12 protein-coding genes are annotated in these 12,953 nt (G+C 56.6%); 10 read left to right on the forward strand and 2 right to left on the reverse strand.

Annotation, left to right across the window (positions count from 1 at the left end; all coding sequences use genetic code 11):
• Positions 1 to 2 precede the first annotated feature (2 nt).
• The gene (locus tag AC2FMY_RS11900; protein ID WP_480749912.1) at positions 3 to 731 is read left to right on the forward strand and encodes a hypothetical protein; all 729 of its coding nucleotides are present in this window, start codon (positions 3 to 5) and stop codon (positions 729 to 731) included.
• On the opposite strand, the gene AC2FMY_RS11905 is transcribed toward AC2FMY_RS11900, so the two are convergent.
• Positions 725 to 2,680: a 4Fe-4S binding protein gene (locus AC2FMY_RS11905; RefSeq protein WP_496807432.1), complete on the reverse strand. Its 1,956-nt coding sequence runs from the start codon at positions 2,678 to 2,680 to the stop codon at positions 725 to 727. The genes AC2FMY_RS11900 and AC2FMY_RS11905 overlap by 7 nt on opposite strands.
• A 267-nt stretch (positions 2,681 to 2,947) precedes the next feature.
• On the opposite strand from AC2FMY_RS11905, the gene AC2FMY_RS11910 reads away from it, so the two are divergent.
• From AC2FMY_RS11910 to AC2FMY_RS11950, 9 genes are all read left to right on the forward strand, one after another.
• On the forward strand, positions 2,948 to 3,502 hold the full coding sequence (locus tag AC2FMY_RS11910) for a DUF3305 domain-containing protein (RefSeq protein ID WP_480749910.1): 555 nt from the start codon (positions 2,948 to 2,950) through the stop codon (positions 3,500 to 3,502).
• On the forward strand, positions 3,499 to 4,077 hold the full coding sequence (locus tag AC2FMY_RS11915) for a DUF3306 domain-containing protein (protein ID WP_496807433.1): 579 nt from the start codon (positions 3,499 to 3,501) through the stop codon (positions 4,075 to 4,077). Before AC2FMY_RS11910 ends, AC2FMY_RS11915 begins: the two co-directional genes overlap by 4 nt.
• Before the next feature lie 4 nt (positions 4,078 to 4,081).
• Positions 4,082 to 4,693, forward strand: coding sequence for a TorD/DmsD family molecular chaperone (locus tag AC2FMY_RS11920; protein ID WP_496807434.1), 612 nt, complete (start codon positions 4,082 to 4,084; stop codon positions 4,691 to 4,693).
• 61 nt (positions 4,694 to 4,754) lie between these two features.
• Positions 4,755 to 4,943, forward strand: a complete 189-nt coding sequence (locus tag AC2FMY_RS11925) for a twin-arginine translocation signal domain-containing protein (protein WP_496807435.1) — start codon at positions 4,755 to 4,757, stop codon at positions 4,941 to 4,943.
• 105 nt (positions 4,944 to 5,048) lie between these two features.
• On the forward strand, positions 5,049 to 7,943 hold the full coding sequence (locus tag AC2FMY_RS11930) for a formate dehydrogenase subunit alpha (RefSeq protein WP_496746201.1): 2,895 nt from the start codon (positions 5,049 to 5,051) through the stop codon (positions 7,941 to 7,943).
• A 12-nt stretch (positions 7,944 to 7,955) separates the two neighbouring features.
• Positions 7,956 to 8,549, forward strand: a complete 594-nt coding sequence (gene fdh3B, locus AC2FMY_RS11935) for a formate dehydrogenase FDH3 subunit beta (RefSeq protein WP_480601309.1) — start codon at positions 7,956 to 7,958, stop codon at positions 8,547 to 8,549.
• 75 nt (positions 8,550 to 8,624) lie between these two features.
• Entirely contained in the window at positions 8,625 to 9,821 is a 1,197-nt protein-coding gene (locus AC2FMY_RS11940; RefSeq protein WP_496746199.1) for a formate dehydrogenase subunit gamma, read from the forward strand.
• Positions 9,822 to 11,087, forward strand: coding sequence for a c-type cytochrome (locus tag AC2FMY_RS11945; RefSeq protein ID WP_480749904.1), 1,266 nt, complete (start codon positions 9,822 to 9,824; stop codon positions 11,085 to 11,087).
• A gap of 119 nt (positions 11,088 to 11,206) precedes the next feature.
• On the forward strand, positions 11,207 to 12,079 hold the full coding sequence (locus AC2FMY_RS11950; protein WP_480749903.1) for a substrate-binding domain-containing protein: 873 nt from the start codon (positions 11,207 to 11,209) through the stop codon (positions 12,077 to 12,079).
• Positions 12,080 to 12,127: 48 nt separating this feature from the next.
• On the opposite strand, the gene AC2FMY_RS11955 is transcribed toward AC2FMY_RS11950, so the two are convergent.
• Positions 12,128 to 12,943 (reverse strand): ABC transporter substrate-binding protein, encoded by an 816-nt coding sequence (locus AC2FMY_RS11955; RefSeq protein ID WP_496748598.1) that lies wholly within the window; start codon positions 12,941 to 12,943, stop codon positions 12,128 to 12,130.
• Between the last annotated feature and the right edge of the window lie 10 nt (positions 12,944 to 12,953).

Consider the following 12,953-nt stretch of genomic DNA (forward strand, 5'->3'; position numbering starts at 1 on the left):
CCATGCGCTTTGCCCCGTTGTGCCTGAGCCTGATGCTCTACGCCAGCCCCTCTTGGTCGCAGGAGGTATTGGGATTGTCTGCACCTGATGAAGTTGTTCAATCGGGTTTGTTGAAATATATTCTTCCACGCTTTTCCCTCAAGACCGGCGTTAAGGTTGTTGCAGACTCAAACGGACCGATGTTGATCGTCACTGAAGCGCCAGGGGACCCCGTGTTCCAGCGTGGCGGCACGCTGTATTTTTTAAGAACTGAAGCAAAAGCGGGTCAGCAACGATTTCGGAAGTGGCTTCTGTCCGACATCGGCAAACGAACAGTCGAGAGTTATCGGCCTCATGACGGCATCCCTTTTGCCGCGAGTATTGATATTGCGTCCATTGATGAAACAACCGATTTCGAAGGCAATGCGCAACTTGGCGCGAAACTCTCTCTGACTCATTGTGGTCGTTGCCATGTGATCGGGCCGGAAAACCGAATGAACGGGCTTGGTTCGACACCCTCATTCGCAGTGTTGCGGTCATTGCCTGACTGGTCCACGCGATTTCAGCAGTTTTATGCGCTTAATCCGCATCCAGCCTTTACCCAGATCGAAGGGGTAACGTCGCCTTTTGATCTCGGACGTCCGCCACCAATCCATCCAGTAACGATTACCCAATCCGAACTGGAAGCGATTCTCGCTTTTGTCAGCGTGGTTGCTGCTGCAGATCTTGGCGCGCCTTTGCAAACTCAGTGATCCTTGCGCTTGCTGAAGTAGTCTTCGGTAGTGACAATCCGCGGTTTAGGATTGCCGGTGAGCGGGTTGTTTTTGCTGTTAAATTGGGCCTGAACACGGCAATCGTCGCACATCTGGATTAGGCGCGCTTGTTCCGAGGACGCGAACATGGGATGGCTGCCCGCCAGTTTTTCCATGATCCGCTTGATTGTGGATGCCACCCCGAAAGGTGTTCCGCATTCGATGCAGGTAAAAGGCTCCTCTTCGTTCAGAACACATTGTGACAGAGCAGCATCCATTAGGTTTAGTTGAGGCACCAACGTGATCGCTTTCTCCGGGCACGCCGTCCGGCAAATGCCGCATTGGAGGCAGGCATCTTCTTGAAAGTTCAGTTGTGGTTTGTCCGGGTTGTCGATCAGTGCGCCCGAAGGGCACAACGACACACAGCTGAGACAAAGCGTACAGGCGTCGGTGTCGACGGCAATCGCGCCATAAGGGGCCGTCGCAGGCAGCGGCAATGGATCGGGCGCATCGGGATTCAGCGCCTTTGCGGCAAGTCGAGTAATCTGGCGACGGTTGCCAAGTGGCAAAACCGGAGCGGATAGAGGGACCGGCACAAGCTGAGAGTACAAAATCTCCGCCAGCACGTCCGGGTCGGATTCGTCTATCAAACCGACTGCGTTCTCTCCTGCAATTGCTTGCGCCAATACCAGTTCGCGCAGCAAGGCATCACGTTCCGTTTTTAGAGAGATTAGTACGTCCACACGTGCAAATCCGTGCGCCAGAGCTGCCAGCATCTCTGCATGTCCAAAACCGGACACGACGCCCAGCTCAAGCGGGATCACACTGGCTGGCAACCCGCGCCCGAACCGGGCCGCCAGTCGGATCATCTCGCCCCCAAACCCATCATGCACCAATAGGCGCGGCGACAAGCCACCAGCCTGACGATAGGTGCGTGCCAGAATCTGTATACGCGAAATGAGCGACGCGAGTGGAGGATCTTCATAGGTGATTGCAGTCGACGGACAAAGCGCTGCACACTCACCACATCCTGCACAAATCATCGGATCGATTTGAATGTGGTCGCCCGCTGCGGTTATCGCCCCGGTCGGGCAAATGTCGAGACAATTCGAACAGCCGGACAGCCCTGCACGGGAATGAGCGCAAAGACTTTCATCAAGACGAACATACAAGGGTTTCTCGAATGTCCCGACCAGTTGCGCCGCTTCAAAAGCCAGTCCAGCGACCGCAATAGCATCGCGAGGGTCGGCCCGGAGATATCCCTCGCGTTTCTGAGGCGACTGCACAAGGGCCTGTTGGCCCGTCAGATCGATCACAATGTCGCATTGCGACCGGGCACCATCACGCGGCGCAGACCACTCAAAGGTGTCACGCCCGCCAGGACAAAGTTGCTGCATCGCATCAAGGCGCAACTCGAAATCACCAAGTGCGCCACGAACTTGCCTGATCTTTCCACGTACAGCATCGAATGCCCGCGACACAGGTGTTGCATTGTCCGTTACCAATACAGTGACGGTCAAACAATCCGACAACCGCAATGCAAGGTCAAAAGCCACGTCGCCCGGCCCGACGATAAGGCAGACTCCTTCGCTGACGACATCCCGGCTGGGCGTTGTTGGAATAGGCAGCATGGCTTCGGCAGTTAGTGCCGCCATTTTCGGCATCGCGTTGGCACCTTCATCCGACCACCCTGCCCGATCGCGCAGATCCACGAAGCCGACGGTATCGGCACCAAGTTCTTCCGCCAGTTCCTGAAAAACCACCTTCTCTTGGCCGCAAGCAATAAACAGTTCCGTGTCTTGTTGCATTAGCTTGGCGGCGGCGGCCAGTTCGCTCGTACAAAGCGCCGAATGAACGCGCGAGCACATTGCGCCACAAGACTTGGAAAGCGCATCCCCATCTATCGATTGCGTTCCGGCACAATCGCACAAAAGCAGTGTTTTCTTCATGTCCTCCCCTCGGACAAACCAAGCCCAACTGTCTCTCCATCCATCGTTCGAACAGCAAGTCAGTAAGAATCAAGGCAGACAGGCCGCCACTCCTTCTGCACTATAGTTCATAAATTTCCGCAAGCCAGCAGCACAGAACTGGTTATTTAGTTGATAAAATAATGGTGAACACAAAAATAATCTTTCCTCCGGGCTTGGCACAGCGCTGTTTTGTGTACCATAGTTCACAATATGGAGGGATGGGGAGAGCCTTCCAGGGAGGAGTACGTGGCCAAGGCCGCCAATCACATTGAGATGCCGCTGGGCGTAGTCGTTCGGAAATCACCAGGCGTGACCCGGTGGGCCAAGTGGAACTGGCGCGCGGTCGCGGTTCTACCCGGCGCTGGTCCTGCCAATTGGGTCGAGTTGCGTCGTGAGGGCGATGCAATCGAGTATCATGCCGCCACGTTGCCTCTGACGCTTTGGACGTCCGATACCGAGGCCTACAAGGTCAATCTGGCCGACAGTCAACCTTCAGTCTATTTGGTGTTGCGCGACGAGGGCGACGAAAGCGGCGTCTTGAACGCTGTTTTGGCCACGGCTTCTCCATTCGAAGGACAGGACTATGCCGACACCGGCGAAGAAATCGTCGAAAAGATACCGATGTCCGAGGGGTTGATCGCCTGGGTTCGAGATTTCACCCTGAAACACCATCGCGATGAGGCATTCGTCAAACGGCGGCGCGACAGAAAAAGGGTAGATATGGTAGAGAACGGCAAGGGCGACGCTCGAATACGACAAGACGCGGACGTCTACCGCGCGCCACGGAGGATCGTGCAATGAGTCGCCCGCAAGATTTCTGGTCCCGCCGCAAAGCCGCTGTTCTGGCAGAGAAAGATGCGGAGCGTGTTGCCCTGCAAACCCAGGCGAGGATGGAGCAACAAGCGGAACTCGAACATAGAAGCGATCCCGAAATACTCGCCGAACTGGACCTGCCCGACCCGGACTACCTTAAGCCGGGCGATGACATCGCAGGTTTTATGGCACGTGCCGTTCCCGACCGCATTCGCCGTCGTGCGTTGCGGCAATTGTGGCGGCTGAACCCGGTTCTGGCGAACGTTGACGGATTGGTCGACTATGGTGAAGATTTCACTGACACGACGCGGGTTGTCGAAAATATCCAAACGGCATACCAGGTCGGAAAAGGCATGATAGCCCATGTCGAGGCTCTGGCATCAAAGGAAACGGAAATGCCGGATGTTGATGAAGTGGTCGAAACGACGATTTTTGATGACGACGAACCCTCGCCCCCCGCTCTCGCGGCTGAGCCTCCTGCAGAAGTCGGCGATCTTGGCACAGAAGACAGATTGAGCGCCGCACCTCCCCCTCGCCGAATGCGGTTCGAATTTGAAGGATAACCTGATGACGGCCAAGACTGCGCAAATTCCGGAAATAGCCGCCGAAGACCGGACGCGTGCGGATTTCTACAACTTTCTTGGCGTGTTGCTTGCTAGCCCGCCCGAACAGATTCTGTTGAATCAGATCGCAGGACTACGCGGCGACGACTCGGATTTGGGGCTAGCGATTCAAACGATGGCGCGTGTGGCCAAAGTGACCAAACCAGCCGCAGCGGAACGCGAGTTCAACGCCCTGTTTATCGGATTGGGACGTGGGGAGTTGTTGCCCTATGCCAGTTTCTACCTCACCGGCTTTTTGAACGAAAAGCCTCTGGCGCAACTGCGAAACGACATGGTCGCGCGTGGAATCACACGTGCACCGAACGTGTTCGAGCCCGAAGACAACATTGCCTCGCTGATGGAGATGATGGGGGGCATAATAGTGGGGCGCTTTGGTGCGCCCGCGTCATTAGGCGATCAAAAGTTGTTCTGGAGAAAACACATCGCCCCTTGGGCGGTGCATTTCTATTCGGATCTGGAAGCTGCCGAAAACTCGGTCCTCTATGCCTCCGTCGGTACTGCCGGGCGGATATTCATGGAAATCGAGCGTGAAGCGTTCCGAATGACGGCAGCGTGATGCGTTGCCACTCGCCAGCGCCCGAATGGGCGCTACATCGCAAATGGGAAAGGAGGATCCCATGAGCAAGACCAAGGAAACCGGCACATCCCGCCGCGACTTCCTGAAACTGGCCGGAACCGCAGCGCCTGCTGCCGTCGCCGCAACCAGCCTGAGCGACAAAGCCGAAGCGGCGCATGAGCCCGTGGATGAAACCCGCATTCAGGATACCGCGCACACTCGCGCCTACTTGGACAGCGCCCGGTTCTGAACCGGACGACGTCACCACCCGGTCGACGGTTGCGTGAGGCCCTGACACCGGGTTTTGGGAGTACCAAGCCAGCCATGAATATATGGCGTGCAAGGGAGGAAAAACATGCTTAGGAAAAAGACCAACGGGGTTGCGCGACGCCCCCAGCGGACAAGTATCCTGTCCCAGGTCGGCGAGAAAACCGTCGATCGCCGCGCATTCTTGCGCGGGTCCGGGTTAACGATCGGCGGATTGGCCGCGATCAGCGTAACGGGCGGAACCGTGACGCCAGCCAGCGCCCAGACAGCGGCCAATCAGGCCGTTGAAAACATCAAGTCCGTCTGCACCCACTGTTCGGTCGGATGCACAGTCATTGCCGAAGTGCAAAACGGCGTCTGGGTCGGGCAGGAACCCGGTTGGGACAGCCCGTTCAACTTAGGCGCACACTGTGCCAAGGGGGCGTCGGTTCGCGAGCACGCCCATGGCGAACGCCGCCTGAAATATCCGATGAAAAAAGAAGGCGGAGAGTGGAAACGCATCAGTTGGGAAGAGGCGATCAACGAGATCGGCGACGGCATGATGCAGATCCGTCAGGAAAGCGGGCCTGACAGCGTTTATTGGCTCGGTTCAGCCAAACACAACAATGAACAGGCGTACCTGTTCCGCAAGTTTGCCGCCTATTGGGGCACGAACAACGTGGACCACCAGGCCCGTATCTGTCACTCGACCACGGTTGCAGGTGTGGCAAACACCTGGGGCTATGGCGCGATGACGAACAGCTACAACGACATCCACAACTCCAAGGCCATCTTCATTATCGGCGGCAACCCTGCCGAGGCTCATCCGGTCTCGCTATTACATGTTTTGCGCGCAAAAGAACAAAATAATGCCCCGCTCATCGTCTGTGACCCGCGGTTCACAAGAACCGCGGCCCATGCCGATGAATACGTGCGCTTTCGTCCGGGGACGGACGTGGCACTGATCTGGGGTATCCTTTGGCACATCTTCGACAATGGATGGGAAGACAAAGAGTTCATCCGCACCCGTGTCTGGGGCATGGATCAAATCCGCACCGAAGTCGCTCAATGGACACCAGAAGAGACCGAGCGTGTGACAGGCGTACCGGGAAGCCAGCTCAAGCGCGTGGCCCGCACCATGGCCAACAACCGTCCCGGCACCGTAATCTGGTGCATGGGCGGCACCCAGCACACCAATGGTAACAACAACACCCGCGCCTATTGCGTGCTTCAATTGGCGCTAGGCAACATGGGCACCACGGGGGGCGGAACCAACATCTTCCGCGGCCACGACAACGTGCAGGGCGCAACCGACCTTGGCGTACTCAGCCACACCCTGCCCGGCTATTATGGCCTAAGCGCCGGGGCGTGGGGCCACTGGTCGCGAGTTTGGGGCGAGGATTTGGATTGGCTAAAGGGGCAGTTCGCCACGATCAAGGATAAGGATGGCAAGGATAAGCCGCTGATGAATGAAAGTGGCATTCCAGTATCCCGCTGGATCGATGGTGTTCTGGAAGACCCGGCCAACATGGACCAGGACAACAACGTCCGGGCTATGGTGTTGTGGGGTCATGCGCCCAACTCGCAGACCCGCGGGCCGGAAATGAAAACGGCGATGGAGAAGCTCGATATGCTGGTCGTTATAGACCCGTATCCAACTGTTTCCGCCGTGCTTCATGATCGCACTGACGGCGTCTACCTGTTGCCTGCGTGCACGCAGTTCGAAACCCGGGGCTCGGTCACGGCCTCGAACCGCTCGCTGCAGTGGCGCGACAAGGTGGTGGATCCGTTGTTCGAAAGTCTGCCGGATGAGGTCATCATGGCCAAGTTCGCCAATAAGTTCGGCTGGTCAGATCGTTTGTTCCGAAACATCGAAATGGAGGATGCCGAAACCCCAAACGTCGAAAGCATCACCCGCGAACTCAACTCAGGTCTCTGGACAATCGGATATACAGGGCAGTCGCCGGAACGGCTCAAAAGTCACATGGCCAACCAGCACACGTTTGACAAAACCACGTTGCAGGCTGTGGGCGGACCGAACGATGGCGAATACTACGGCCTGCCGTGGCCTTGCTGGGGTACAGCCGAGATGGGGCACCCCGGAACGCCTAACCTTTACGACATGTCCAAACCGGTCGCCGAAGGCGGCCTGTGCTTCCGCGCACGGTTCGGGGTCGAGCGGGATGGTGACAACCTGTTGGCTGACGGGGTCTCAAACCCAGGTGCTGAAATTCAGGATGGCTATCCGGAATTCACCATGCAAATGCTAATGGATCTGGGATGGGACGGGGATCTGACGGCCGAGGAACGTGCGGCCATCGACGCGGTTGCAGGCCCGGAAACCAACTGGAAAACCGATCTTTCCGGCGGTATCCAGAGGGTGGCAATCAAGCATGGCTGTGCTCCTTTCGGCAACGCCAAAGCCCGCGCGGTCGTCTGGACTTTCCCGGACCCGATCCCGATCCATCGCGAGCCGCTTTATACACCGCGGCGTGATTTGGTGGCGGATTACCCGACCTACGAAGACCGGCATGCGTATCGCTTGCCTACCCTCTACGCCTCGATTCAGAAGAACGATTTTTCAAAGGATTACCCGATAATCCTCACGTCAGGTCGACTGGTCGAGTATGAGGGTGGTGGCGAGGAAAGCCGGTCAAACCCATGGTTGGCCGAACTGCAGCAGGACATGTTCGTCGAGATCAACCCGCGCGACGCCAACAACCTTGGCATTCGTGACGGCAGTCAGGTCTGGGTCGAAAGTCCTGAGGGAGGCAAGGTCAGGGTTATGGCGATGCTAACCGAAAGGGTCGGTGCCGGCGTGGCCTTTATGCCATTCCACTTCGGTGGGCATTTCCAGGGCGAAGACCTTCGTCACAAATACCCGGCCGGGGCAGACCCTTATGTGTTGGGTGAAAGCTCAAACACGGCACAGACCTACGGTTATGACTCAGTGACCCAGATGCAGGAGACCAAGTGTACTCTCTGCAAGATCTCGGCAGCGTAAGGAGGACGATTTATGGCTAGAGCAAAGTTTCTCTGCGACGCTGAACGCTGCATTGAATGCAACGCCTGCGTTACCGCGTGCAAGAACGAGCACGAGGTACCCTGGGGCATCAACCGCCGACGGGTGGTAACGATCAATGATGGCAAACCAGGCGAACGCTCAATCTCGGTGGCCTGCATGCACTGCTCGGATGCACCCTGCATGGCGGTCTGCCCGGTAGATTGTTTCTATCAGACCGAAGACGGTGTGGTACTGCATTCCAAGGACCTGTGCATCGGGTGCGGCTATTGTTTCTATGCGTGCCCCTTCGGCGCGCCACAATATCCGCAGGCGGGTAATTTCGGATCACGTGGAAAGATGGACAAATGCACGTTCTGCGCCGGTGGCCCCGAGGAGACGCATTCCAATGCGGAATTCTCGAAATACGGCCGCAACCGTATTGCCGAGGGCAAACTACCCATCTGCGCCGAGATGTGTTCCACCAAGGCCCTGCTGGCAGGTGACGGCGATGTGGTTTCGGCGATTTACCGTGAACGCGTCGTGGCGCGCGGATTCGGCTCGGGCGCTTGGGGATGGGGCACAGCCTATGACCAAAAAGGCGGTTAAACCGCTGGCCTAATAACGAAATAGGTGACCCGCCCTGCGGGTCGCCCCTCCCTCTGAAAAGGGATAGGTATCGCCATGATCCGAATGATTTTTGCAATCATATTCGCGTTTGGAATGGCCGCAGATGTATCTGCGCAAGAAACGGCAACAGGTGAAAACGCGCGTGCTGCAACAGGCGGAGCTTCGACTCTTGAAGATATCCTTGCACGTCAGCGTGGTGAGCAAGTCAGCAACGATTACCGCTCTGGCAATACAGGTCAGGGAAACGTCGAGGCGCTGATCGGGCAATTAGGCACGCGCGGCACTGCGTCGGACAGCGACGTGTTCCGCGCTCTTCGCTATGGATCGGCGGATGTAACAACCTCATCGCGCAGCCCGGCCTCGAGTGTTATCATTCAGGACAGCGGCATGTGGTGGTTGAATTTCCGTACTGGCCCGCTTCGTACCTATGGCACATATCTGTTGGGGGCAATGCTGGGTGTCCTGCTGTTATTCTATTTCGTCCGAGGCAAGATCCGCATCGATGGCGAGAAAACGGGGCGGACTGTCACACGGTTCTCTGGCTTTGAACGCTTCGGTCACTGGTTGTTTGGCGGGTCGTTCCTGATCCTTGGAGCAACCGGTTTGATTACGCTCTACGGACGAGATTTTTTGATTCCGCTTGTCGGGAAAACTGGCTTCGCTTCAATTGCGTTGGCCTGCAAATGGGTTCACAACAATATCGCATGGGCCTTTATGCTGGGGCTGATCATCATCACGCTGAACTGGGTCGCCCACAACATTCCCAACCGCCATGATATAAAATGGCTTGCTGCGGGCGGCGGTTTGTTCACAAAGGGCAGCCATCCCCCGGCAAAGAAGTTCAACGCCGGACAAAAAATCATCTTCTGGACGTGCGTTATTCTTGGCATATCGATTAGCCTATCGGGTTTATCACTGCTTTTCCCATTTGAGTTTCCGATGTTCGCCAAGACGTTTGTCATAGCTAACGCTACCGGACTTCCCGAATATCTTGGGCTGGGCTTACCCGAACAAATGTCCCCGCATAAAGAGATGCAATTTGCTCAGGTATGGCACGAAATGGTCGCCTACGGTTTTCTGGCCATTATCATCGCGCACATCTATCTGGGATCGATTGGAATGGAAGGCGCTTTCGACGCAATGGGTTCGGGTGAAGTTGAGGAACAATGGGCTCGTGAGCACCATTCGCTGTGGCTGGATGAGGTCCGAGAGGCACAAGCCTCCAAAAGCGCGACCTCGCCTGCGGAGTAGATGAGGTCGCTTATCCTTGTATTGAGCCTACTGCCGCTGCCTTTGGCGGCAGAGTTTTTCACGCTCAAAGGACACGGTGGGCCGATCATGGCTATCTCGGTCGCTCCAGATGGTCGCATTGCCACTGCTAGTTTCGACAATTCCGTGGGCATCTGGTCCGGGCGCGCGCCAGAATGGCTCGAGGGCCACAAAGCGGCAGTCAATGCAGTAATCTTCAATGGAACTGCGGTCTACTCGGCGGGTGACGATTTCTCGCTGCGCCGATGGCCTGGTGGTGACGTTGTGGGAAAACACAAGGGTAAGATCGTCGGCATCGCCGCTTCCAAAACGCATGTAGCCACAGCCAGTTGGGACGCTTCCATCGGTATATGGCCCGTCGACGGCAGTTCGCCGACAACTCTGGGTCCGACAAGTAGCGGCGTGAATGCTGTCACCTTCAGTAACGATGGTCGCCAGTTGTACTCTGCCGGAGCCGATGGCGCCATTCGCCTGTGGGATGTCGAAACCGGTAGGGAACTGCGTCGCATCGTCAAACACGAATTCGGCGTCAATGAATTAGTCCTGAACGAACATGACGGTTGGTTGGCCTATGGGGCAGTCGATGGCGGCACTCGTGTTCTATATCTCGACACAGGAGAAGAACACGATTTCACTCTGGACCGCCGCCCCATTTTGGCCTTGGCGTTGAGCGCCGACAGGCGCCTCATGGCTGTTGGTGATGGCGAAGGCTATATCATGGTGATTGACACAGAAAACTGGGGGATCGTCCATGACTTTCGCGCGACATTGCATGGTCCCGTGTGGGCTCTGGCCTTTTCTCCGGACGGAGAAAACATTCACGCTGGCGGTATTGACGATGTCATGTACAGTTGGCCGTTGTCTGCCCTGGGCGAGTACAGATTGATTGCCGAGAAGGAACGGTCATTTCTGAAGGATCCGGACGAAATGGACAATGGTGAACGCCAGTTTTTCCGAAAATGCTCCATCTGCCATTCGGTCGTTTCCGATGGGGGTCGCAAGGCCGGGCCGAGTTTGCATGGCCTTTGGGGGCGGCGCGCAGGAAGCCTTCCAGACTATCTGTATTCTGAGATACTAAAAAACTCTGATATCATCTGGACAGAAGAGACCATAAATGCCCTTTTCGATCTTGGGCCGGACCACTACATTCCGGGCTCCAAGATGCCAATGCAGAGGATCACGAGCGCAGACGACCGCGCCGATCTGATTGAGTTTCTGCGCTGGGCCACTTCGCAGGAGGAACATTGATGAAAGCGTTTTTGGCCGCTCTCGCCACCATGGTCGCGGTCGCCGCAGCCGCCCCGATGGCGCTGGAGCAATTCGGGTTTTCGGCTTCAAACACCGGTTCCTCGGTTCGTCTCGACTGAATGCCCGAGTTTCTGACCACCCGCGAGTTGGCCGAATTGCTGCGGATCGGCGAGCGCAAAGCCTATGACATGGCCTCATCAGGTGAAATTCCACATGTGCGTGCTATGGGAAAACTGCTGTTTCCCCGCACCGAGATTTTGGCTTGGCTCAAAGCGTCACACTCAGGTCCGCAGGTTGCGGAACCTTCATTGCCTCAGATCGTGGCCGGTAGTCATGATCCATTGCTGGACTGGGCGCTGAGGGAAAGCGGGTCAGGACTTGCAACGTATTACGATGGGTCTTTCGATGGGTTGGAACGTCTCAGACGTCGAGGCGCACAGGCCGCAGCGTTGCATATTCACGAAGCCGACGGTTTCAACCTACATACCCTTCATCACAGTATGGGCGAGGCACCTGTAGTTCTGATTGAGATCTCCCGTCGCCAACGCGGATTACTGTTGGCACGCGGCAGCGTTGGCATTACCGGTTTTGAAGACCTGAGGGGTCGTCGGGTGGTGCAGCGCCAACACAACGCTGCCAGCCAGCGCCTGTTCCTGTCGCAACTGGAACAACACGGCCTGAACACGAATGATCTTGCCCTGCCCCAGCACTGTGCCCGCACCGAAGAAGAATTGGCCATTGCGTTGCACGACGGCAAGGCCGAGGCCGGGTTTGGTCTGGGTGCTCTTGCGGGTCTTTATGGGCTGGATTTCGTTCCGACCCACGAGGAACGCTTTGATCTGGCGATTTGGCGGCGGGCCTTTTTCGACCCACCAATGCAAAACCTTATGGGGTTTTTGCGCTCGGACAGGTTCTCAGCACGAGCGGTGGAATTGGGCGGGTATGACCTTTGCGGTCTTGGAACAGTTCACCACAACGGGCAGTCCGGTTAGGAAGCCGCACGGCACCCTACCTATTCCGACACGGCGGTTCGCCTCGGCTCATTTCGCGTTCGGAAAGAACAGTTGCTGTCCGTCAAGCATGTAAGACGCGATAGCCGATTGACCATCGTCGCTAAGCAACCAGTCAATAAACCGTTTCCCGGCTGCAGCTTTGACTCCCGGATGCTTATTTGGATTGACCAGAATAACTCCATACTGGTTGAACAGTCGGGGATCGCCTTCGATCAGTATCTCAAGGTTCCCCTTATTACCAAATGCGATCCATGTGGCGCGGTCGGTCAAAGAATAGGCATCCATTCCGGCTGCTATGTTTAGTGTTGCGCCCATGCCGGACCCTGTTTCGCGATACCAATCCCCCGAGGCCGCACCAACGTCTATTCCTGCGTTCGCCCAATGTCGCAATTCGGCCTTGTGCGTTCCGCTGTCATCCCCACGCGAAGCGAAAGGGGCTTTAGCCCAGGCAATGGCTCTCAAAGCGGCGACGATATCATTGCCACCTTTAATCCGGGCCGGGTCTTTTTTCGGACCGACCAGCACAAAATCGTTGTACATCACGTCAAAACGTTCAACCCCCCAACCGTCAGAAACGAATTTCTCCTCGGCCTGCCTGGCATGCACCAGCAAGACATCACCGTCGCCATTGGTCGCGTTCTTGATTGCCTGCCCGGTGCCGACCGCAACCACGCGAACTTCGATACCGGTTTCAGCTTCAAATCCCGGCAAGATAAAGTCCAGCAGTCCTGAGTTCTGCGTCGACGTCGTCGATTGCAAGACAATGAAGGCGTCCTCGGCCTGTGCCGATCCGGCGGCCAAAGCAAGTGCAATCGCACTTGCCCGGAACCATGCTCCAAACATGTGTTTCTCC

This window comes from Ruegeria sp. YKSE079 (assembly GCF_059612845.1).